Below are 21,399 nucleotides of genomic sequence, written 5' to 3' on the forward strand. Positions count from 1 at the left end.
TCATGAAACGGCCTCCCGGAATTCCATCCCTGATACAGGCTTTGCTGGTGAGCGCACCGCTTTTGCTTGCGGCCCCGGTGGCGGCGCAATCGTCCAATGCGACTATCAGCCAGATCGGCAACGGATCAACCCTCGCAACCGACCAGTCGCAAGCGGCTGGCGCGACCATTTTGGTCGAACAGATTGGCGATGCGATGCGCGCAAATATCGTCCAGCGCGACGGCGCGCATAAGGCAACAGTGCGGATGCAAGGCGAAGAACAAAGCGTTGAAGCCGTGCAGGCCGGTTCCGGTCTCAACCGGATCGAGGTTGATGTAGCGGGCGGTTTTAACATGGTGAGCGCCGACCAATTTGCCGAAGCGGGCGGCTCGAACGTCGCGTTGCTATCGCAAAATGGCATAGGCAATCGCGCGCTGATTTCCCAGCAGGCAGCGGTCGGGCAAAATTACCTGTCGCTTGCGCAAAATGGCAATGATAATGTTGCGGCGTTGTCGCAAAATGGCGGCGATAACCAGATGGATTTGACCCAAAATGGCGATGCCAACACGGCCAACCTGACGCAAGACGGGGTTGGCTTGATCCTTGGCATCATCCAGAATGGCGGCGCGTCCACGACCGTTACGCAAACCGGTCCGGGCGGCGGAGGCGGATGAAGGCTATGACGGCTTGGAATGGATTTGAATGTGGCGCGTGCGCGCGCATCGGCGCATTGCTGTTTGTCATAGCGGCGGCATCGCCCGCTGCGCTGGCGCAAGCGCCGGGCGGGCAAGTTGCGCAAATAGCGCCGCCCGCCTCCAACCGCCAAGCCGTTATGATCGAACAAATCCAGCCGCCGGGGCGGCATCCCCCGACCAAGGTGGAAGCGGTGCCGCATCGGCCCGTCGCGTCCAAGGAAGCGGCCACCACCTTGCAGCTCCCGCCCGACCTTGCATCGGTGTCGGATGATCCGGATCAGGAAACCGGGCTGACCTCGCCCGATACCGTCGCGCCCAACCTGTTCGGCGATGTGGTGCGGGCTTGGCACGTCATCCGCAATCGCGGGCAACAGCCGACGCCCGAACTTATCGCGCGCGAAATCGGGCCGGACGCGCTCACCGCCTTTTTGAACCAATATCCCAATGGCGTTGCGATGATTACCGCGCAGGAACCACCCGCTGCGCCAACGCCGCCCGATCTGCCGCCGGACATTGTGCCGGGGCGGGACAATTAAGTGCGCGGACGGAAAGGAAAGGATGATGCCCCTCTCTTCATTTCCCTTGGGGTTAATACTCGCCTTGGCAACCGGAAATGCGGATTATTCCACAGGCAGCCCTCCCGAAATGTCCGCTGCTGATACGACCGGAAAAAGCATGGAGGCCAAGGAAATCGGCCCCTTTGCGGTGCATAAAACACAGCACGGCTCTATGGTCGAATTAACCCTGACCGTCGCGCGTCCGCTCTCGCGGAATTACCGCTACGACCTGGTCATTTCCGGCACATCCAATGTCCGCAATGCAGGCCGTGTCGGACCTTCCGCCCGAATCGGGGCGACCTTGTGCCGCTATGCCTTTTCCGCCGGGCGCGCATGGCATGGAACTGTCACAATTACCGACGATGCGGGGCGCACCGAAACTTTGCGCCTTTGAATAATGGCACCGGACGGCGTAGGTCAACGCCCTGTTTTCGCACTCTTTCACCACTATTTTCCCTGTGTCACGGGATTGTCACATTACGGTGACAGCTAACCGGATGTCCGTTACATATTGGTATTAGCGGCGAATAGGGATGTACGGATGCCAAAAGGCCCCTTTTTCATAGCGATAATATCGGCGGTCGGCATGGCGGTCGCGGGCGCAGAACTTTGGTTGGTCGCCGCGATTCTTTTGCTGTGGTTCGGCAGCCTGTGGCTTATCGGCACGTCGGGCGAAACCGAACAGGATGCCTATGTCCCGACGCATGATGTGACCGACATTGCTGCCGCGTTTCTGGAGCCAGTGGACGCGCCTTTATTGCTGGTGGACGCGAACCGCATCGTCTCCGCCAATGAAACCGCGCGTCTGGAACTGGGCGCGCATGTAGTGGGGCAGGATGTGCGCGTGGCGCTGCGCCATCCGGCAGCGGTCGCCTTGCTCAATGCCGAGCCTCAGGGGCGCGACAATGGCGTGCAGGCAACGCTCATCCAAGGGCTGACCAGTTCGCGCAGCCTGTTTGAAATGCGGGTGCGCTCGATTGATGCGCGCTACCGCCTGATCCAGCTTACCGACCGCTCGCGCGAGGCCGATATTTCGCGCGCGCACACCGATTTTGTCGCCAATGCGAGCCATGAGCTGCGCACGCCGCTTGCCTCGATTATCGGCTATGTCGAAACCCTGCGCGATGATGACGGGCGGGTGGACGTGGCGAAGCGCAACCGCTTCCTTGACACGGTGCTGCGCGAAGCCCAGCGGATGCGCTCGCTGGTCGAAGATTTAATGTCACTGTCGCGCATCGAAGCGGAAAAGCATCAGGTGCCCGCCGACAAAATCGACCTGTCCTCGACCGCGCAAGCCATCGCCAAGGATGTGGCGGCGGTGCATGGCGACCATCGCATCCGCTTCAACATTGAAACTCCGCACAGCTTTGTGCTTGGCGACCATGCGCAGATTGACCAGCTTATCCGAAACCTTGTCGATAATGGCCTCAAATATGGAGCGCCGGACGAGGCGGTCACGGTTTCGGTGCAGCCGGTGGGGGATTCGGTCATGCTGATTGTGCAGGACAAGGGCGCGGGCATCGAGCCCGACCATCTGCCGCACCTCACCCGTCGTTTCTATCGCACCGATCCGGGCCGCAGTCAGGCCGCAGGCGGTACGGGACTCGGCCTCGCCATCGTCAAACATATTGTCGAACGCCATCGCGGCACATTGGATATCACCAGTGTGGTGAACGAGGGGACTTGCGTTTCTGTGCGGTTTCCTGCGCTTCACGAAGCTTTATGACAGCTTTGTCACGGAAGTGTCACACAAGTGCGGCAATGGCGCGTCACTACTGGAAACAAGCCCAACAGGAGCTTCTCATGATTCGTTCCAAAACTATCGTTGCCGCACTGGTTGCCTCTGTTTCGCTTGCTGCTTGTGGCAGCGGCGGTAGCGGCGGGGCTGGCGCATCGCGTGACCAGATCCGCGCTGTGGGATCGTCGACCGTATTTCCTTTTTCCAAAGCCGTTGCTGAGGCGCTGACCAAGACCGACCCGACCATCAAATCGGCGATTATTGAATCGACCGGTACGGGCGCGGGTATGAAGCTTTTCTGCGCAGGCGTTGGTGTCGCCCATCCCGATGTGGTCAACGCATCACGCCAGATCAAAAAATCGGAATTTGAAGATTGCGTCAAAAATGGCGTCAAGGATGTGGTGGAAATTCAGGTCGGTCTGGACGGTATCGCACTCGCCGAAGCAAGCAGCGGCCCGTCGATGAAGCTGACGCTGGTTGATGTGTATAAGGCGCTTGCGGCCAATCCGTTCGGCAAGCCCAACACCGCCAAAAATTGGAATGATGTGAACCCGGCGCTGCCGAACCTTCCGATCCTCGTTTATGGCCCGCCCGCAACCAGCGGCACGCGCGATGCTCTGGCGGAACTCATCCTCACCAAAGGCTGCGACACCGACGCCGCAACCAAGGCGCTAAAGGAAAGCGACAAGGATAAGCACGCAGCAATCTGCACCGATGTGCGCACCGATGGCGCTTATGTAGAATCGGGTGAAAATGACAATTTGATCGTCCAGAAGATCGTCGCCAACCCCAAAGCCATCGGCATTTTCGGCTATTCCTTCCTCGAAGAAAATCCGGACAAGCTCAAAGGGATTCCGATGGACGGCGTGCAGCCGACCTATGAAACGATTTCGGACTTCACCTATCCCGGCGCGCGTCCGCTCTACATTTATGTGAAGGCGGCGCACCTTAATGCGATCAAGGGCCTTAAGGAATTTGCTGCGGAATATGCCAAGGCTTGGGGACCGGACGGCTATCTCAAGAAACAGGGCATGGTGATTTCGCCGGAAGATGTGCGCAAAGCCAATGCGGAGATTGTTGCGTCGATGAAACCGATGGATGGCTCGGCTCTGAAATAAGCTGCAAAACCGATGATGATGTCATTCCGGTTAGAGGGGTAAACGCGTGTCGCCTGCCATATTTTTCCTGCTGGTTGCCGGTCTGGGGCTGGTGGCCTGGATCGCCGGGCGCTCGCGTGCCCGGTTGTTCCGGAAAGGCGCACGCGGGGCCGTCCACTCGCTTCCGGCCTATCATGGCTGGTATGCGGCATTGTGGGCGGTCATCCCTGCGGCGGTGTTTGCGATTGTGTGGATGAACCTGTCGCAATCCTTGGTGTTCCAGGCGGTGCTAGCCGATCCGGCAGCGGCGCAACTGCCCGCAATGGATATGGAGCGCAACGCCATCCTCGCCGAAGCGCGCAGCGTCGCGATGACCGGGGCGGGCGCGTTTAATCCGCTCGCCAACCAGCTTGCCGCGCCTTTCCGCGAAGCGATGCGCTTTTACGGCATTATCGGCGCGGTTGTGACCTTGATTATCGGCTTTGCGGGCGGTGCGTTCGGCTATTTGCGCCTGCGTCCGGATTTCAAGGCGCGCACGCAGGTTGAAAAAGTCGTGATGATGACACTGTTGTTGGCATCGCTTGTCGCGATCCTGACGACGGTGGGCATCATCGCCTCGCTTCTGTTTGAAACCGGTCGCTTCTTTACGATGGTTTCGCCGATAGATTTCCTGTTCGGCACCCACTGGGCGCCCAACCCGATGGCCGCGCCGACGGCGGATGCAGGCAAGGATTTCGGTGCGCTCCCGCTCTTTTGGGGCACCATCTTCATCGGCGCGATTATCGCGATGATTGTCGCTATCCCGCTGGGGCTGATGAGCGCCATTTATCTCACCCAATATGCATCGCCCCAAGTGCGTAAATGGGTGAAGCCGCTGCTCGAAATTCTCGCTGGTATTCCGACCGTGGTTTACGGCTATTTCGCCGCGCTTACCGTCGCGCCCAAAATCCGCGACTTTGCGGTGATGATGGGGATGTCCAACCCTTCGACCGAAAGCGCCTTGGCGGCGGGTCTGGTGATGGGCATCATGATTATCCCGTTCGTGTCGTCGATGGCCGATGACAGTATTGCGGCGGTCCCGCAAGCCATGCGCGACGGCTCGCTCGCAATGGGCGCGACCACATCGGAAACCATCCGCAAAGTGTTGGTTCCCGCCGCGCTCCCCGGCATTGTTGCGGGCGTGATGCTCGCCATAAGCCGCGCAATCGGCGAAACCATGATTGTCGTGATGGCGGCAGGGGCTGCGGCCAATCTATCGGCCAATCCGTTTGACAGCATGACCACGGTGACATTCCAGATCGTCGCGATGCTGACGGGCGAGGGGAGTTTCGACCATCCCGCAACGCTCTCCGCCTTCGCGCTCGGCATGGTGCTGTTCATCGTGACGCTGATCCTGAACATCATCGCGCTGCGTGTCGTAAAAAGGTTCCGCGAAGCTTATGAATGAGGTTGCTCTTCCTGTGAACGATACGCGTATCCCCACCGATTGGGCCGGTCCTGCTATGACGGCGCGGCGGCGCAAACGCCATGCGGCAGAGCGCCGGTTCCGGCTGTTCGGCTTGGGCGCGATCCTTGTGTCGGCCTTGTTCCTTGCCTTCCTGCTTGTCACCATGACCTCGAACGGCATTGGCGGTTTCCAGCGCAGCGAAATGGTTGTGCCGATGGACTTCAAAGCCTTGGGCCTCACGATTTCGGAAGACCAGATCCGCTCGCCCGATGCCGCACAGGCCTTGGCAGCGGCCGGACTTGAGGAAGCGGTCAATATTTCCGCGATGCAGGCGGTTGGCCCCGAAGGCGCGGCGCATTTGTCGCAATCGGCCTGGACCGAAGTGCGCGATGCGGTGATTGCCAAGCCGTCGCTGCTTCACGAAAAAACCAGCTTTGACCTGTCGGTGTCCGACGATCTGGCCGCTGCAACGCGCGGTGAAGGCACGCAGGAAATGCGCGCTCTGGCCGGGCAGCTTGAACAGAAAGGCGCGCTCAGCTCCAATTTCGACCTCGGTTTTCTGACGCGCTCCGACGCGACAGATCCGGGGCAAGTGGGCATTTGGGGCGCGCTTAAAGGCTCGATCCTGACGATGCTCGTCACCTTGCTGCTCGCCTTTCCGGTGGGGGTGCTGGCGGCCGTTTATCTGGAAGAATATGCGGCCAAGAACCGCTGGACCGACTTGATTGAAGTGTCGATCAACAATCTGGCGGCGGTGCCGTCGATTATCTTCGGTCTGTTGGGTTTGGCAGTATTCCTGACCTTCATGGGACTGCCGCGTTCAGCGCCGCTCGTTGGCGGTATGACGCTTGCGCTGATGACCATGCCGGTCATCGTTATCAGTGGCCGCAATGCCATCAAGGCGGTGCCGCCGTCGATCCGCGATGCGGCGCTGGCTATGGGCGCAAGTCCGGTGCAGGTGGTGTTCCAGCACGTTCTGCCGCTTGCGCTGCCCGGTATTTTGACCGGCACGATTATCGGCATGGCACGCGCGCTGGGTGAAACCGCTCCGCTCCTGATGATCGGGATGCGCGCCTTTGTCGCGACGCCGCCCGATAGTCTGACCGCGCCGTCGAGCGTATTGCCGGTGCAGATTTTCCTTTGGTCCGATGAAGTGAGCCGCGGTTTTGTCGAGCGCACCTCGGCGGCCATCATCGTGTTGCTGCTGTTCCTGCTCGTCATGAACGGCCTCGCAATCTATCTCCGCAACAAATTTGAGCAACGCTGGTAAGGCGCGTCCATTATGGCTTCTGTTTCCCCTCTCCCGACCAACAATGCCCCCAAGATGACGGCGCGTGACGTGTCGATCTTCTATGGCCCCAAACAGGCCATCGATAAGGTGTCGATTGACATCCCGAACGAATTTGTGACCGCTTTCATTGGTCCGTCGGGCTGTGGTAAATCGACCTTCCTGCGGTCGTTGAACCGCATGAATGACACCATCCCGTCCTGTCGCGTCGAAGGGCAGATCGAACTGGATGGCGAAGATATTTACAAAAGCGGCATGGACGTTGTGCAATTGCGCGCGCGGGTCGGCATGGTGTTCCAAAAGCCCAACCCGTTCCCCAAAACCATCTTTGAAAATATCGCTTATGGCCCGCGCATCCACGGCCTTACCGATAGCAAGAGCGAGCTGGAGGGCATGGTCGAAGCGGCGCTGGTCAAGGCCGGCCTGTGGGACGAGGTTAAAGACCGTCTGAATGACAGCGGCACCGCTTTGTCAGGCGGGCAGCAGCAACGTCTGTGCATTGCGCGCGCGATTGCGGTGGACCCCGAAGTTATCCTCATGGACGAGCCCTGTTCGGCGCTTGACCCGATTGCGACCGCCAAGATCGAGGAATTGATCCACGAATTGCGCGGACGCTATGCAATCGTCATCGTCACCCACTCGATGCAACAGGCCGCGCGCGTTTCGCAGCGCACCGCTTTCTTCCATCTGGGGAAAGTGGTGGAATATGGCCAGACATCGGATATCTTCACCAATCCGCGCGAAGAGCGCACCAAAGACTATATTACCGGCCGCTACGGCTAAGGGAGAGGCGATCATGCAGGAACATACCGTCAAGGCGTTCGACGAAGATATTACCAAACTGCGCGGACTGATTGCCGAGATGGGCGGCCTTGCCGAATATGCGATCAGCCGCGCGATGGATGCACTTGTACGCAACGACCTTGCGCTCGCCGCCGAAGTCATTGCCGATGATACCAAGCTCGATGCGCTGGAGCATGAGGTGGATAAGCTTGCGGTGCGTATCATCGCCTTGCGCGCGCCGATGGCCGACGATTTGCGCGAGGTGATTGCCGACCTTAAAATTGCGGGCATCGTTGAGCGGATTGGCGATTATGCCAAAAATATCGCCAAACGCTCGCGCAATATCGAAGATATTCGCCGGTTCGAGCCACTCGCGCTGCTCCCTTCCATGGCGGACCTTGCAATTGCGATGGTGCGCGATGTGTTGACCGCCCATGCGGCGCGCGATGCCAAGGCCGCCGAAGCGATTATCGCGCGCGATGAAAAGGTTGATGCTTTTTATAACAGCCTGTTCCGTAACCTCACATCCTACATGATGGAAAACCCCGCAACGATCAGCGCGTCGGCGCATCTGTTGTTCGTGGCGCGCAATCTGGAACGGATTGGCGACCATGCCACCAATATTGCCGAACAGGTCTATTTCGCATCGACCGGCGATTATCTGCCGGATCGCAATGACCCTGAACGCTCCAATGCTGATTGAACGTGTTAACCGAAAGAGCTGAATATTATGGGCAAGCCCAAATTATTGCTGGTTGAAGACGATAGTGCGCTCGCAGAGTTGCTGGAATTCCGGTTCCAGAATGAAGGCTATGAAGTGTTTTGCACCGGCAATGGTGACGAAGCCTTGCTGCTTTCCAGCGAACATCAGCCCGATCTTGTCCTGCTCGACTGGATGATCGAAGGCACGTCCGGCATTGAAGTGTGCCGCCGTATGCGCCGCGACAAGGCGACCGCGAATGTCCCGATCATCATGCTTACCGCGCGCGATACCGAAGATGACCGCGTGCGCGGCCTTGATATTGGCGCGGATGATTATGTGTCTAAGCCGTTCAGTCCGCGCGAGTTGATGGCACGGGTATCTTCGATCATGCGCCGCGTGCGCCCTGCATTGGCGGGCGAGATACTGACGGTGCGCGATCTGGTGCTGGACGCGGGCGCGCATCGCGTGACCCGCGCAGGGCAGGCGATCAACCTCGGTCCGACCGAGTTCCGCTTGCTGCGCCACTTTATGGAAAATCCCACCCGCGTCTTTTCGCGCGGCCAGTTGCTCGATGCCGTATGGGGCAATGACAGCGATATCGAATTGCGCACCGTGGACGTTCACATCCGCCGCTTGCGCAAGGCGATTAACCTGCCCGGCATGGACGATCCGATCCGCACGGTGCGCTCGGCAGGCTATGCGCTCGACGGCGGGTAAATTTCCTTTTTAAGACCGCCTTGTTTCACGGGCGATTTTGCGGCTAGACTTTTTCCCGCTTTGGCGGGAGGATTTATGGCGCAGTTTCAAAGGATATGGACGGGGAAGATAAAGGCGGGATTGGCCTTGGCTGGCGTCATCGGCATGGCGATGCCTGCCGTCGCGCAGACTGCAACCCGCACGAAGCCGGTTGCGGCAAAACCCGTCTCCGTCAAGCCCGTTACTGGCGAAACTGTGCCGGGCCGCACGCTCGATGAAAAGATACGCAATATCCTTGGCACCATCCCCAAAGGCGCGCGCGCGGGGTTTGTGGTGACAACGCTGGAGGGACGCGAAATTATTGCGATCCGGCCCGACGAACGCTTTGTGCCGGCTTCCAATACCAAATTATTCACGACCGCAGCGGCCTATACTTTTCTGCCCGAACTCAAGAACGGCACTGCACCGCGCGGCAATGCGGCGCTGATCGGAAGCGGCGCGCGTCCGGATATTAGCCTTATCGGCTATGGCGACGCACGTATGTCGAGCGCGCCCGATTGCCAGGTCGATTGCCTTGCCACCTTGGCCGATGCGATTGCCAAACAGCATCGCACGGTCGGCGATATTATCGGAGACAGCCGCTATCTTGTCGATGACCGTTTCAGCATGGGTATGGCTTGGAATAATATCCCCACGCGCTCCGGCGCGGGGTTGGCGGCGTTATCGCTCGATGGCAATGAAGTCGCGCTCATGGTGAAACCCGGTGCAGCGCAGGGGGCTGCCGCTTTGGTCGAAGCGCCCGGCTATTATCGCGTCATCAACCGCGTGGTGACGCGCGCAGAAATGCCGACCAAAATAGACTATTATCGCAGCCCCGGTAGCAGGGATATTCTGCTCACCGGCACGATACAGCCCGCCAGCAGCGGGCAACAGGCCACCACAGGTCAACCCGCGCCCACCGCCCAACGCCTCCGTTTCGGGATAGAAGATCCGGCAGATTATGCCGCCTTCCGCCTTGCCGAATTATTGCGCGCGCGCGGCGTTACGGTGCGCGGCACAAGCCGCGCGCTCTACCGTTTGCCCGGAACATCTGCGCCCGTGGAAACGCCGACAACGCTGAGCCTCACGCCGCCGTCGCTCGCCGATGATGTGCGGATCATCAATAAGGACAGCCAGAATGTCTATGCCGAGTTGTTGCTGCGCCGCGTGGGTGCATCGCAAGGTGACGGGTCGGTAGAGGGCGGCCTCAAGGTAGTTGAAGCGATGCTCGCACAAGCAGGCGTGCCGCGCACTGCTTGGGACTTTTCGGACGGATCGGGCATGTCCACCTATAACCGCGTGTCACCGCGCGCGACGGCACAGCTTTTGCGCTGGGCGGCCAATCAGCCTTGGGGGATGGCGTGGCGGCAATCCTTGCCGATCGGCGGGAGCGATGGCACGCTTGCGCGCCGCTTTGCCGATACGCCATTGCAGGGCAAGATTTTCGCCAAGACCGGCACGGTTAATGCCGCGACCGCGCTGTCCGGCTATCTTGTCACCGCCAAGGGGCGGACCTTGATTTTTTCCTCTTATGTTGCGGATATTCCGGCGGACGGGTCGGTGACGGCGCTTGTTGACAAAGCATTGTTGCTTATCGCTGCCGAAAACTGAGCGGGAACCCCGCGCGCGCTTATTCGACCGGATGGAATAATAATCCGGCGATGCTGTTCAATTCGCGCATCCCGTCGACGCCAAGTTTGCGCACCGCATTATTCATATGGGTGCGCACCGTATTGTCATTCACGTTAAGCAGCACCGAAATATCCGCGTTGGAACGGCCCCAGCCGAGGAAACGTAACACCGCCGCTTCGGTGCGGGTCAGCGATTGCAATCCTTCGACAAAGGTCAACGGCACGCGCGGGCCTTCGACCAGAAATTCACCGATCTGGATGTCCTGTTGCGACCGCTGGTTTGCAGCTTCGGCCTGTTGCAGCAGATTGATGAGCTTCTTCAACTCCTCCGGATCGGTCACGCCTTCGCCTTTGCGCGGTGCAGAGCGCGGACGGGCGGCGCTCGCCTGACTGGCAACGCCCCCGCCTTGCACGGTTGCGCTATAGCCGGGAAGGGGCGGGAGAGGGCGGCGATTGTCGGTCATGGTGTCGTTCCGCTATTCTTTCGGGGCAAGACGGGGGCTTGCGAAGGCGCGTTCTGGAGCGGGGGCGGCGAACGCTCCGCATCCCCCACAAGGCCCAATGTGCGTGATGCCGCATTGGGCCTGCTCACCATATCATTGATTACCTGTTGGGCAATAAAGGGTAAAATAATGATGAGGACAAAAATGGACGCCGCCGCCTTGATCGGCATAGCGAGCGCAAACACGTTAAACTGTTGGGCAAAGCGGTTGAGGAGGCCAAGCCCCATGTCGATCACATAAAGGATGATGAGGACGGGCGCTGCAAAGATGAACGCATAGGCAAAGAACATCCCGAATTCTTTTTCGAACAAGGTGACCGCCGCCATATTGAAGCGCACATCGCCGCTGCCGAGCGGCCAGACAATATAGCTGCTCATAATCGTGCCGATAAGGAGGGTGAGGCCGCCCGCCGAAACAAAGACCACATGGGCAAAGCGGCTCAACAATACCGACGTCAGCGATTGTTGCAGGCCGCTCATCGGGTCGACAAGCTGGCCGATGGTGGCCCCGACCTTGGTGTCGATAATCTCGCCCGCAGCGCCCATCGCCCATAACATCGTGCCAAAGAAAAAGCCGATGACGCCGCCGGCAATCGCCTCTTTGCCATAAAGCCAGAGCCAGCCGCCTGCGGTCAACTGGTTGGGTGCGATGCCGGGGTCCATATTGAGCGCGATAAGCCCGAACGCGACGATCAGGCTATTGCGCACCGTCGCCGGAATGATGGTCGGCGAAAAGAGCGGCACCAGCATGAAGGCAAAGGCAAAACGCGCGGACGACACGCCAATCAGCAAGGCTTGCTCGGTCCAGGGTGCAATATCAATGAGCGCCCGCCCGACCGTGCCGTCTATCGGCAGGCTCATCCGACCATCCCCGGAAATTCGGAGAAGATGGTGCGGCCAAAGGCATAAAGGCTCCCGCCGACCAGCGAGGCGGTGAGGAAAATAGTCAGCACTATCGCGAAAAATTTAAGTGCATATTGGAGCGTTTGCTCCTGTAACTGGGTCGCGGCCTGAATCACCGCGACGATGAGGCCAACGAGCGAGGCCGCGATAATCGGCGGCGCGGACAGCATCAGCACCAGCCACAAAGCCTCCATCGTAATCCCGACCATATCCGAATTCATGGCCGCGCTCCTTCGCGCATAAGGGGACGCACAGCCTCGCTAGACATAGCTTATCACCAAGCCGTGCGACAATTGCACCCACCCGTCGATCAGCACGAACAGCAATATTTTGAACGGCAAGGATATGGTGACGGGCGATAGCATCATCATCCCCATCGCCATCAATATGTTCGATATCACCATGTCGATGATGAGGAAGGGCAGGAATATGAGGAAGCCTATCTGGAAGGCGACGGTTAATTCCTTGACCACAAAGGCGGGGATGAGGACGATGAAATCCTTGTCGGTGATGATAGCCCCGCGTTCGGGTCCGCTGATTTTCTTTTGGGTTGCGAGGAAAAACTGGCGTTCGCGCGGCTCGCTATGTTTGATGAGAAAGACGCGCAAGGGTTCCTTGGCCTTGTCGGCGGTCGCGAAAATGGCTTCGGTATCTTCGAGCGGACTGTCCGCGACATTATCATCGCCCGGCATGGTCGCGACGACCGGCTTTGAATAGCCCGCCGCTTCGGACATTTGCTGCAATGTTGGATACATGACATAAGCGGTGAGGATCAGCGCCATGCCGTTCAGCACCACATTCGGCGGGACTTGCTGCAAGCCGAGCGCGTTGCGCAACAGGCTCAGCACCACGACAATTTTGGTGAAGCTCGTCACCATCACCGCAAAGAAAGGCGCGAGCGCCAGCAGGATGACGGTGACAAGCGCGCTGCCGGGGGTGAAGGTCGAAAGGTCCATGATGCGCCTCGCCTAAATCATATCGTCATGGGGAAGTTCGGGAGCAGCCCCGCTTTGGTCGGGCATTTCGATGGCCTGTCCGGTTGCGGTATCGCCCGTAGCATCGGTTGCGGCGGGAAGGCTGTCCTCCGGGATGCGGTCGATATGGACCGCAAACTGGTCGCCCAACCGGACCAGCTCCCCTATTGCGATAGTGCGCCCTGCGACCATCAACTGCACTTCAAGCCCTGCGGCAATCGGCCCCACCGGCACCGCAAGCCCTGCGCGCAACCGGCCCAATTCTTCGATGGTCAGCCCCTGATCGGGCAGTTTCACCGATACGGGAACCTTGAGCGCGCCAAAGCCGCCGTCTCCGCCTGTGTCTTCGTCACTCATAGCATATTGATCCTGTGCCGGGTCGCCGGTGCCGACCGAAAAAAAGGAGTGGAACGGGTCAAACCGTCCGGAGACTGCGCCGAACGCGGTACCCAAGGTTGCGGGCCAATGGCCGCCGCGCAGGATCAGCAAATCCCCGCGGCCGATGGTGGAGGCATCGTCCACATCAAGCGTGGCGACAACACATTCCAATGTCGCCGTCACGGTCGCACGTGTGAGGTTCAAATCCTGCTGCGCGCTATCGACGGGGCAAGCGAAATCCGCCGGAAAGGCCAATGTCAGTTGATGCTGCAAGCCTTGCGCATCGTGAAAATCGAGCGCGACAATATGGGCGTCAGCGGGCGCGGTATCGCGGAGCTGGTCGGGTTCGAGCGTCACGCCAATGCGCCGTTCGAGCGCAGCCAGCAACGCATCGGCACCGGTCAGAATCGCGGCAATATCGGCAACGCGCTCGGCGTGGAGGAGGACGGGGCTGCGCTCCCATGTCCTGAAATGGAGCGCGGGTTCTGCGGCAGAGCCGGTGAGCCAGGGGCCGGTGCCTGCTATTTCGTTGGCATCAAGCAACCGCGCTTTCACATTATACTGCACGCCGCTGGCAAGCTCCAAAATCGCGCCGTCGAGCGCGGGGAGGAGGGCATCCACCGCTTGTTGGCGGGCCGGATCGAGAACCGGTAGCGTCAGCGGCTCCGGGGCGAGCGCGATGCTGTCGGGGTCGATCAGGGCCATTGGCGCTGGCCTCCGGCCGGTTTTTGCGGCGCGAGGTCGGGCACAACTTGCTGCGGGGGCACGGGGAGGGGGCGCTGGTCGCGGTCCCAGCGCGACAACATGGTGATCGCGCCGGTGCCGACGCCGAGCAGCATGGTTTCGTCACCAACTTCAATTAAAACAACACGTTCGCGCTGTCCCAAGGGCAAGGCGCGGATGAAACGGAGCGAGCGGTCGGCGGGATTTCCCTCCTGATCGACGCCCATCGTCCGGTCCTGCCATTTGCGCAAAACCCAAATTGTTCCCCATGCCAAAGCAATCACCAGCACCATCGACAATGCGATGGCGAGGAGGGATGAAAAGACCGTACCTATGCCCATCGAAACTTCACTCTCCCCACTTCGCGGGACTTAGCCGCGCCTTGGATAATACCAATTTAATACCTCTAATCAAGCAGATGCCCGTCCGGCGCTATGGCCGGAATTATCGGCACCTGCGTTGCCTTCACCGGCCATCCCGCCAGCATCATCCGGTCCGTTACCATCCGCGCCTTCATGCCTTTCCGCGCTACGCGGTCTTGCCTCGTCGCCCAGTTCGACCGTCATCGGGGCCTGACCCTCGCGCGCGCGTTTGGCCCACAGGATGACCTCTGCCACCGCGTCGAACATATCTTCAGGGACAATTTCGCCGATTTCGCCGCGCGCCCATAATTTGCGCGCGGTCGCGACATGGCGGATGATCGGCACCTGATTATCTTCCGCAGCCGCCCGCATCGCGGCGGCAAGCGCGCCTTCTCCCTTGGCCGCAATCACCGGAACCGGACAATTTTCCTTGTCATAATCAATCGCAATCGCAAGATGGGTCGGGTTGACCAGCAAGGCCGCCGCATCGCCTGCCGATCCGACCGCATTGCTGTTGGCCCATTCCTGATGCATCTGGCGGCGATGCTGCTTGATATGCGGGTCGCCCTCGTCATTTTTATATTCCTGTTTGATGTCGCGGCGGCTCATCATCATTTTCTTGATGAAACTATGTTTGACCCACACCCGGTCGAGGATCGCAACCCCGATAAAGGCCAGCACGGTCCAGCCCAAAATCTTGAGCGTCAGGCTATAGGTGAGGCTCAAACTTTGCTGCGCGACAATCTGCCCTGCGCCGCTGTCGAGCGTCCAGTCGGCCATCACCAGCATCCCCCCTAATTCGGGCAAAACCGCCTTGATAACCAGCACGGTAATGAAAATGACGAGCGCGGCCTTGAACAGGGTTTTGACCATTTCGACAAGGCCGTCCTTGCCGAACATCCGCTTCAACCCTTCAATCGGGTTCATCTTGTCGAGGCTGGGTTTGAGCTTTTCGGTGGTCGCAATCGGCCCGACCTGAAGTCCTTCCATCAGCGTGCCGACCACTGCAATCGGGATAAGGGTCAAGGCCGCCAGAATGAGGAGAACGCGGATCGCGCCGACCGAAACCTGCTCCAGCGCCATGTTGAACGGAAGCGAGGTCGCCGCGGTTACGGCATGTTGCGCAAAATCGGAAACAAGCTTGGCACCATATCCGCCCGCCATCGCAAACAGGATGAGCCACAACAAGGTAACGCCCGCCGCGCTGACATCCTTGGACTTGGCGACATCCCCTTTCTTGCGCGCGTCCTGGAGACGCTTGGGGGTCGGTAATTCTGTTTTATCGCCGCCGTCATTTTTTTCTGCCATGGGCTGTTTGCCTTATGCGGGCCTGCTTGATGCGGGCCTTGGTGCGAACCGATACGAAACCGGGCGATAAGCTTTCCCACCGCGCCCGCTTGTGCGGATGCAATGTGTCCGATCATTGCCCATGCAACATATCACCCCTGTTCCGGCGCGTTTGCGGCGATCAAATCGCCCTTGCGCACCGGCCGGCCAATGGCCTTGATATATTGTCGCAGCATCATGGAGGGTACGCCCATTATGCCGCTCTTCCGCCGATTTTCGAGCCGCTCTAATGGGATCCGGTCGAGCGATTCTTGCGTCGGCGAAGCTTTATAACTCCACAGCAACCCCTTACTGTCAATGGCATTTGCCATCAAAGGCAGGGATTTGTAACAAGCACAACGCCCCCGATTGTGCGCGAGACAATAGAAATACTGCCGTTAAACGGCAAAGTGACGGACTATTTCTAAAGCCGATTTATGTCGTTTAAGTGACAAAAGTCACAAGCAACAGGATAGTATAAATTGAAACGATAGTTGCTGTTTGTAAAACAAGCGCGCAAGCTTCCGTTGACGTTAAGGTTCGCGCGAAAGTTCCGCGACCTGTCTATGAATTTGCGCAGATGGTCTGATTTAGAGGGTTGAACTCGCAAGGACGACTCGATACACCATGCATATCAAGCGGGGGCTGGTACGGGCCCCTTGTTTGAGGGATCCACTGGCTTCGAACTTATGCTGCTCCGGCAGAAAATAAGGGATGAGAGATGCGTGGATTGACGATGGTGCGGACTGCGTCCGCAATGAGCCTTTTTTCCGCAATTGCTATCGGGATGATCCCGGCCAGCGCTTTGGCCAAGGATCGCAAGCCGCCTGCGCCGCCGCCTTGCCCGGTCGATAGCGCCATCCTTGTCGCCAGCGCCGAAATTACCAAAAGATTTTCGCAGCTTGATGCGTGCGCCGGACAGGTGGTGGAAAACCCCGCGACTCCGGATAATTATCCGCATCAAGGCTCGGTCACGGTCAGCTCGGACGGCGCGGATGCCGAAATGCTCGCCGATTCGGGCGATGGTTCCTACAATGCTTCGCGCAACCTTGGTGCAACCCGCGACCGCCATGCGGTGGTGATGGAAAAACGCGAAGATGCAGGTGTGCGCTACACGCGTATCATCCCGCCCAATGAACCGGCCGAAAGCTATTATGGCGCAACCCCTTACGGGGTGCCGGCAACCCCTTATTATGCCCCGCTCCCCGCTGCTCCTGCACAAGGCCAGGGCGGCGCGAGCGGTCTTACCATCGCGTCAAGCGGCGCGGTAGCAGCGGCGCAAGGAGCGGCCGCCGCGCCCAATGGTCAGGTCAATGACGCGACCGTGCTGGCGCTGCGCCCGCGCAGCTATTCCAGCCGTTATGACGATATGATTGAACAGGCCGCGCGGCGGCACGGGGTCGATCCGCTCATGCTGCACGCGGTGATCTTTCAGGAATCACGCTATAAGCAGGGCGCGAAAAGCCATGTCGGCGCGCGCGGGCTGATGCAGATCATGCCTGCAACCGGCGCGGGGCTGGGCGTACGCAACAGCGCGCATCTTTATGATCCGGCCACCAATATCGACGCGGGCGCCAAGCTTTTGCGCCAGCTTTGGACCAAATATAATGGCCGGTTCGATCTGGTTCTGGCCGCCTATAATGCAGGACCGGGTGCGGTCGCCAAATATGGCCAAGCCGTCCCGCCCTATCGCGAAACGCGCGACTATGTCGTCAAAGTACAAGGACATTATAAGAAGCTTGCGAATGAAAACGGAATGAACCCGTCGGGTTTCTGACCATGATCGCGGCGCTCAATCGCTTCTTTCCCAGAAATATCCAGTTCTCCTTTGTAGCACTGGTCGGGATCATTGTGTCCGTTATCGGGCTGATGATCCTGCCCTTGCCGACGGTCGTGCTGGATACGCTGATCGCGCTCAATATGACGATCGGCATTTTGCTGCTCTTGAGCGTGCTCTATATTGAAAAGCCGCTCGATTTTTCGACCTTTCCGACGGTGTTGCTGCTGACAACATTGTTCCGGCTCGCGATCAGTGTCGCGACCACGCGCAAGATTCTAACCGAAGCCGATGGCGGTGCGATCATCCAGCAATTCGGCGAAATGGTCGCGGGCGGCCAGCTAATCATCGGCCTCGTCATGTTCCTCATCATCACGGTGGTGCAGTTCATCGTGGTCGCCAAAGGTGCGGAACGTGTCGCCGAAGTGGCCGCGCGTTTCAGTCTCGACGCCATGCCCGGCAAACAGCTTTCCATCGACAGTGACCTGCGCTCCGGCCTCATCACCAAGGATGATGCCAAAGCCAAGCGCCGTCAGGTCGAAATGGAAAGCCGCCTATACGGTAGCCTTGATGGCGCGATGAAATTTGTGAAGGGCGATGCGATTGCGTCCATCGTCATCGTCATCATCAACCTGCTCGGCGGCTTTGCGGTGGGCGCAATCACGCACGGCATGTCGATGTCGGAATCGGTGCAGACATTTTCGATCCTGTCCATTGGTGAAGGGCTGGTTGCGCAAATTCCGGCTTTGTTCAGCGCAATGGCGGCGGGCCTGCTTGTTACGCGCACCACCGACGAAGATACCGAGCGGGAACTGGCCCCGACCATCGCGCGCCAGCTTTCGGGCAAGCCCCATGTGCTGATTATCGCAGGCGGGCTGGCGGTGTTGATGGGCCTCATCCCCGGTTTCCCGATGCTGGTTTTCTTCGGACTTGCGCTGATGCTGATCGGGGGAGGGGTGATTACCCATCCCGAATGGGGCGCGAAAATCCGCGACCGGTTCGCTGGTCTGCGCGGCGAGGTCAAGGAAGCGCCGCAGGACATCATGCTCGAAACCACCGCCTTGCAATCGGTCGACCCGTTGCAGTTGCGGCTCGCCAAGGACGTATTTTCTGCTGAAGACCTCACCGAATTGACCGCCGCCGTGCAGAAGCGCGCGCAAGGCTTGCAGGATAAGAGCGGGGTCAATCTGCCCAAGGTGCGCGTGCTGTTGGATGGCGACATCCCGGCCAATGGCTGGGCGCTCTATGCCTATGATGCGCCGCTGGGGTCGGGCGAGTTGGAGCAGCATTTATTCACCGCGCAACTGCCGCTTATCACGGGTGAATTGCTGCGGCGCAACCTGCCGATGTTCTTGGGGCTTCAGGAAGTCACCGACCTTCTAAACTGGCTCGGCGACGAATATCCCGAAGTGGTCAAGGAAGCGGTGCGCGCGGTGCCGACATCGACCATTGCCGAAATTTTGCGTCTGCTCGCAGAAGAGCAAGTGCCGCTGCGCAACCTGCGCGATGCGGTCGAAGCGATTGCCGAAGCGGGCCAGATGGAGCGCGACCCGCGCATCATCGCCGAGCGGGTGCGGGTGGCGCTGCGCCGCAACATCATCGCCCCGCTGTGCGTCAATGGCCGCTTGCCCGTGCTGATGATCGGCAGCGCGGTCGAAGAAGCGGTCCGCAACACCGTAACCATGATCGACGGACAAGCCCGTCTGGCGATTGACCCTTATCAAATGCGCGCCTTGATTCTGCTCTTGACCGAGCAGGTGGAGGCAACGGGTGCGCGGGCGATATTGACGGCACAGGATTTGCGCCGTCCCCTTCGACTGGTGACAGCCGCCGACCTGTTCGACGTGCCGGTCATCTCCTTCAATGAGTTGAACCCCGCCATTCCGCTGGATGTGGTGGGCGAAGTAAACCGGGCACCCGAACTGCTCGGTCAACCAGACTTAGCCGAGGCAGCCGAATAATGTCCCTCAAAAAATCCTCCACGCTCCTTTTGTCGACCTTGCTGTGCTTTGGTGTTGCGCAGCCGGTGGCGGCAGGCCAGCCCCAATTCCCCAACAAAGTCATCAGCATCAACGCGCGCGGTCAGAAAGTGTCGGATATTGTCACCGACATATTCAGCCAATCGGGCCTTAAGGTAAAGGTCAGCAGCGCCGTCACCGGACAGGCGCAAGGTATGCTGGTCGGCTCGCCAGAGAAAATCTGGAATGATTTGTCGCAAGTGTTCCATCTGGTCGCTTATTATGACGGCAATATTGTGCGCATCTATGCCGCGAGCGAAATTTCGACCCGCACAATTCAGGCAGACGCGCCCGCACAGTTGGTCAGCGAAGCACGCCGTCTTGGCCTGTCCGACAATCATAATAAGCTGAAAGCGAGCAAGGGCGCGGTGATTGCATCGGGCGTGCCGGATTTCCTCACACAAATCGACCGGATGGCAAACCGGATGGGGATGGCCGCACCCGCTGCCCCGGCTGTCACGCCGACCCCGCAAGTGCCGCAACCGGCCTATGCGCAAACCAATATGGTCGCCTCGCCGCTTCTGTCGGGCGCGGATTTTTTTCGCAATACGGGCGGCGGCGATGCCGCGTTTCAGGTCCAGATGCGTGCGGGGCCTGGTCGCCGTTATGAAACGCGCGTTTATCAGCTTAAATTTCGTGATGCCGCCGATAAAGAAATCGCGATGCAAGGCCGGATGCAACGCGTCCCCGGTGTTGCCACTTTGCTCATGGAGCATATGGGACTGAATTCCGGTGTCAGCACCAATCGCTCCAACCAGTGGAGCCGGGACAATGACTATTATAATCGCCGCAGGGGCGGACGTGACCGTTATTATGATGATGATGGCTATGGCGATCCGTATAATGATAGCGAGCCCAGTGCGCGTGAACGGGCCGGGCCATCAATCGCGGCAGACATTGCCAATAATACGGTGATCGTCAAAGATTTACCGAGCGAAATGAATAATTATACCGCACTCATTTCCCAGTTCGACCGCGAACAGCCGGTGATCGAAATGGAAGTCGTTTCGATTGTCTATAATCGCGACGATATGAAAGAGTTGGGTGTTGATTGGAGCCTTGGCTTTGGTGGTCTTAAAATGCTGTTTGGCGGGCGTCCGCGCGGCGGAGATATTCAGGGCAGCTATGTATGGGGTAATGGCGATGTTATCAGCGCGCAAATCCGGGCTTTGCAGGAGCAAGGCACGTTGCGCGTCACGGACCGTCAGTTTATTCCGGCAACCAATAACGAGTACACCGAATATAATGAAGGCGGCGAACAATATGCGAAGGTTCCGGGTGAATATAGCGGCGACCTGCGCGCACTAAGCTATGGCCTGTCAATCCGGATTAAACCTGCAATCATTAACGAGCCTAACCAGCTTCGTGTGCGTATGGATATTGCCTTCCGCGACACGACTCTAACCAATCAGTCGGTTGACGGCATCCCGTCCATCAAGGGGCCAAGCTTTACCCAGTCCAATGTCGTACCGCATGGCCAAGCGGTTATCCTTGCAGGACGCACGGTCAATTTCGAATATGATAAAAAATCCAAGACGCCGATCTTGGGTGACATTCCGATTTTTGGAAATGCGTTCAAAAAGCGCCGCAAAGGCACCGGCACGATGGAGCGTGCGGTGATGATTATTCCTCGTGTGCGTGCGCCCGGTGGCGGCACTATGCCGACACAGATGCGCCCGGCAATGATGCAGCCGCAAATGCAAATCCAGCCGGTCCAGCAACAGCCCGCACCTGCCTCCACCAAAAAGACGAAAAGGCGCAGAGGGTGAGCGGGGAGAAGGAT

The 21,399-nt window shown here is 59.0% G+C and carries 22 protein-coding genes; 14 read left to right on the forward strand and 8 right to left on the reverse strand.

The features are described 5' to 3' along the window. Positions 1–47: 47 nt before the first annotated feature. From DMP17_RS00095 to dacB, 11 genes are all read left to right on the forward strand, one after another. Positions 48–653, forward strand: a complete 606-nt coding sequence (locus DMP17_RS00095) for a hypothetical protein (protein WP_337827045.1) — start codon at positions 48–50, stop codon at positions 651–653. Between the two features lie 5 nt (positions 654–658). Next, positions 659–1,210: a hypothetical protein gene (locus tag DMP17_RS00100; protein WP_337827046.1), complete on the forward strand. Its 552-nt coding sequence runs from the start codon at positions 659–661 to the stop codon at positions 1,208–1,210. A 25-nt stretch (positions 1,211–1,235) separates the two neighbouring features. Next, entirely contained in the window at positions 1,236–1,625 is a 390-nt protein-coding gene (locus DMP17_RS00105; protein ID WP_337827047.1) for a hypothetical protein, read from the forward strand. Between the two features lie 147 nt (positions 1,626–1,772). After that, positions 1,773–2,957, forward strand: a complete 1,185-nt coding sequence (locus DMP17_RS00110; protein WP_337827048.1) for a sensor histidine kinase — start codon at positions 1,773–1,775, stop codon at positions 2,955–2,957. Between the two features lie 77 nt (positions 2,958–3,034). Beyond that, positions 3,035–4,087 (forward strand): substrate-binding domain-containing protein, encoded by a 1,053-nt coding sequence (locus tag DMP17_RS00115; protein ID WP_337827049.1) that lies wholly within the window; start codon positions 3,035–3,037, stop codon positions 4,085–4,087. Positions 4,088–4,133: 46 nt separating this feature from the next. Continuing rightward, positions 4,134–5,513, forward strand: coding sequence for a phosphate ABC transporter permease subunit PstC (gene pstC / locus DMP17_RS00120; protein WP_337827050.1), 1,380 nt, complete (start codon positions 4,134–4,136; stop codon positions 5,511–5,513). Then, on the forward strand, positions 5,506–6,783 hold the full coding sequence (gene pstA, locus DMP17_RS00125; protein ID WP_337827051.1) for a phosphate ABC transporter permease PstA: 1,278 nt from the start codon (positions 5,506–5,508) through the stop codon (positions 6,781–6,783). The genes pstC and pstA overlap by 8 nt, the downstream gene beginning before the upstream one ends. A 12-nt stretch (positions 6,784–6,795) precedes the next feature. Then, entirely contained in the window at positions 6,796–7,584 is a 789-nt protein-coding gene (gene pstB / locus DMP17_RS00130) for a phosphate ABC transporter ATP-binding protein PstB (RefSeq protein WP_337827052.1), read from the forward strand. Between the two features lie 13 nt (positions 7,585–7,597). Beyond that, on the forward strand, positions 7,598–8,287 hold the full coding sequence (gene phoU / locus DMP17_RS00135; protein WP_337827053.1) for a phosphate signaling complex protein PhoU: 690 nt from the start codon (positions 7,598–7,600) through the stop codon (positions 8,285–8,287). Positions 8,288–8,314: 27 nt separating this feature from the next. Continuing rightward, a complete protein-coding gene (gene phoB / locus DMP17_RS00140; RefSeq protein WP_337827054.1) occupies positions 8,315–9,004 on the forward strand; it encodes a phosphate regulon transcriptional regulator PhoB in 690 nt (229 codons plus the stop codon). A gap of 75 nt (positions 9,005–9,079) precedes the next feature. Further along, positions 9,080–10,633, forward strand: coding sequence for a D-alanyl-D-alanine carboxypeptidase/D-alanyl-D-alanine endopeptidase (gene dacB / locus DMP17_RS00145; RefSeq protein WP_337827055.1), 1,554 nt, complete (start codon positions 9,080–9,082; stop codon positions 10,631–10,633). A 19-nt stretch (positions 10,634–10,652) separates the two neighbouring features. Here the strand turns inward: dacB and DMP17_RS00150 are convergent, their stop codons facing one another. The 8 genes from DMP17_RS00150 to DMP17_RS00185 form a co-directional block, all read right to left on the reverse strand. Then, positions 10,653–11,117, reverse strand: coding sequence for a helix-turn-helix domain-containing protein (locus DMP17_RS00150; protein WP_337827056.1), 465 nt, complete (start codon positions 11,115–11,117; stop codon positions 10,653–10,655). Next, the gene (sctT, locus tag DMP17_RS00155) at positions 11,114–12,016 is read right to left on the reverse strand and encodes a type III secretion system export apparatus subunit SctT (RefSeq protein WP_337827057.1); all 903 of its coding nucleotides are present in this window, start codon (positions 12,014–12,016) and stop codon (positions 11,114–11,116) included. The genes DMP17_RS00150 and sctT overlap by 4 nt, the downstream gene beginning before the upstream one ends. Further along, on the reverse strand, positions 12,013–12,279 hold the full coding sequence (sctS, locus tag DMP17_RS00160) for a type III secretion system export apparatus subunit SctS (protein ID WP_337827058.1): 267 nt from the start codon (positions 12,277–12,279) through the stop codon (positions 12,013–12,015). The genes sctT and sctS overlap by 4 nt, the downstream gene beginning before the upstream one ends. Before the next feature lie 39 nt (positions 12,280–12,318). Then, entirely contained in the window at positions 12,319–13,014 is a 696-nt protein-coding gene (gene sctR / locus DMP17_RS00165) for a type III secretion system export apparatus subunit SctR (RefSeq protein ID WP_337827059.1), read from the reverse strand. A 12-nt stretch (positions 13,015–13,026) separates the two neighbouring features. Next, complete coding sequence (locus DMP17_RS00170; RefSeq protein WP_337827060.1) at positions 13,027–14,115, reverse strand: FliM/FliN family flagellar motor switch protein; 1,089 nt, start codon at positions 14,113–14,115, stop codon at positions 13,027–13,029. Beyond that, complete coding sequence (fliO, locus tag DMP17_RS00175; protein ID WP_337827061.1) at positions 14,106–14,474, reverse strand: flagellar biosynthetic protein FliO; 369 nt, start codon at positions 14,472–14,474, stop codon at positions 14,106–14,108. Before fliO ends, DMP17_RS00170 begins: the two co-directional genes overlap by 10 nt. 69 nt (positions 14,475–14,543) lie before the next feature. After that, the gene (locus DMP17_RS00180) at positions 14,544–15,803 is read right to left on the reverse strand and encodes an EscU/YscU/HrcU family type III secretion system export apparatus switch protein (protein WP_337827062.1); all 1,260 of its coding nucleotides are present in this window, start codon (positions 15,801–15,803) and stop codon (positions 14,544–14,546) included. 131 nt (positions 15,804–15,934) lie between these two features. Then, positions 15,935–16,153: a hypothetical protein gene (locus tag DMP17_RS00185; RefSeq protein ID WP_337827063.1), complete on the reverse strand. Its 219-nt coding sequence runs from the start codon at positions 16,151–16,153 to the stop codon at positions 15,935–15,937. 425 nt (positions 16,154–16,578) lie between these two features. Between DMP17_RS00185 and DMP17_RS00190 the strand changes: the two genes are divergently transcribed. Genes DMP17_RS00190 through DMP17_RS00200 form a run of 3 tightly spaced genes read left to right on the forward strand, consistent with a single transcriptional unit; the run spans position 16,579 to position 21,385 of the window. Further along, a complete protein-coding gene (locus DMP17_RS00190; RefSeq protein ID WP_337827064.1) occupies positions 16,579–17,598 on the forward strand; it encodes a lytic transglycosylase domain-containing protein in 1,020 nt (339 codons plus the stop codon). 2 nt (positions 17,599–17,600) lie between these two features. Beyond that, positions 17,601–19,559 carry a flagellar biosynthesis protein FlhA gene (locus tag DMP17_RS00195; protein ID WP_337827065.1) on the forward strand — a complete coding sequence of 653 codons (1,959 nt, stop codon included), beginning with the start codon at positions 17,601–17,603 and terminating at the stop codon, positions 19,557–19,559. Further along, positions 19,559–21,385 carry a secretin N-terminal domain-containing protein gene (locus tag DMP17_RS00200; RefSeq protein ID WP_337827066.1) on the forward strand — a complete coding sequence of 609 codons (1,827 nt, stop codon included), beginning with the start codon at positions 19,559–19,561 and terminating at the stop codon, positions 21,383–21,385. Before DMP17_RS00195 ends, DMP17_RS00200 begins: the two co-directional genes overlap by 1 nt. Positions 21,386–21,399: the final 14 nt, after the last annotated feature.

This window comes from Pseudonocardia sp. TMWB2A, from assembly GCF_017312135.1.

Excerpts from the sequence above, each read along its gene's own strand:
- DMP17_RS00100 (WP_337827046.1), top strand. The coding sequence starts at position 659 with ATGACGGCTTGGAATGGATTTGAATGTGGCGCGTGCGCGCGCATCGGC.
- DMP17_RS00105 (WP_337827047.1), top strand. The coding sequence starts at position 1,236 with ATGCCCCTCTCTTCATTTCCCTTGGGGTTAATACTCGCCTTGGCAACC.
- DMP17_RS00110 (WP_337827048.1), top strand. The coding sequence starts at position 1,773 with ATGCCAAAAGGCCCCTTTTTCATAGCGATAATATCGGCGGTCGGCATG.
- DMP17_RS00115 (WP_337827049.1), top strand. The coding sequence starts at position 3,035 with ATGATTCGTTCCAAAACTATCGTTGCCGCACTGGTTGCCTCTGTTTCG.
- pstA (WP_337827051.1), top strand. The coding sequence starts at position 5,506 with ATGAATGAGGTTGCTCTTCCTGTGAACGATACGCGTATCCCCACCGAT.
- pstB (WP_337827052.1), top strand. The coding sequence starts at position 6,796 with ATGGCTTCTGTTTCCCCTCTCCCGACCAACAATGCCCCCAAGATGACG.
- phoU (WP_337827053.1), top strand. The coding sequence starts at position 7,598 with ATGCAGGAACATACCGTCAAGGCGTTCGACGAAGATATTACCAAACTG.
- phoB (WP_337827054.1), top strand. The coding sequence starts at position 8,315 with ATGGGCAAGCCCAAATTATTGCTGGTTGAAGACGATAGTGCGCTCGCA.
- dacB (WP_337827055.1), top strand. The coding sequence starts at position 9,080 with ATGGCGCAGTTTCAAAGGATATGGACGGGGAAGATAAAGGCGGGATTG.
- DMP17_RS00150 (WP_337827056.1), bottom strand. The coding sequence starts at position 11,117 with ATGACCGACAATCGCCGCCCTCTCCCGCCCCTTCCCGGCTATAGCGCA.
- sctT (WP_337827057.1), bottom strand. The coding sequence starts at position 12,016 with ATGAGCCTGCCGATAGACGGCACGGTCGGGCGGGCGCTCATTGATATT.
- sctS (WP_337827058.1), bottom strand. The coding sequence starts at position 12,279 with ATGAATTCGGATATGGTCGGGATTACGATGGAGGCTTTGTGGCTGGTG.
- sctR (WP_337827059.1), bottom strand. The coding sequence starts at position 13,014 with ATGGACCTTTCGACCTTCACCCCCGGCAGCGCGCTTGTCACCGTCATC.
- DMP17_RS00170 (WP_337827060.1), bottom strand. The coding sequence starts at position 14,115 with ATGGCCCTGATCGACCCCGACAGCATCGCGCTCGCCCCGGAGCCGCTG.
- fliO (WP_337827061.1), bottom strand. The coding sequence starts at position 14,474 with ATGGGCATAGGTACGGTCTTTTCATCCCTCCTCGCCATCGCATTGTCG.
- DMP17_RS00180 (WP_337827062.1), bottom strand. The coding sequence starts at position 15,803 with ATGGCAGAAAAAAATGACGGCGGCGATAAAACAGAATTACCGACCCCC.
- DMP17_RS00185 (WP_337827063.1), bottom strand. The coding sequence starts at position 16,153 with ATGGCAAATGCCATTGACAGTAAGGGGTTGCTGTGGAGTTATAAAGCT.
- DMP17_RS00190 (WP_337827064.1), top strand. The coding sequence starts at position 16,579 with ATGAGCCTTTTTTCCGCAATTGCTATCGGGATGATCCCGGCCAGCGCT.
- DMP17_RS00195 (WP_337827065.1), top strand. The coding sequence starts at position 17,601 with ATGATCGCGGCGCTCAATCGCTTCTTTCCCAGAAATATCCAGTTCTCC.
- DMP17_RS00200 (WP_337827066.1), top strand. The coding sequence starts at position 19,559 with ATGTCCCTCAAAAAATCCTCCACGCTCCTTTTGTCGACCTTGCTGTGC.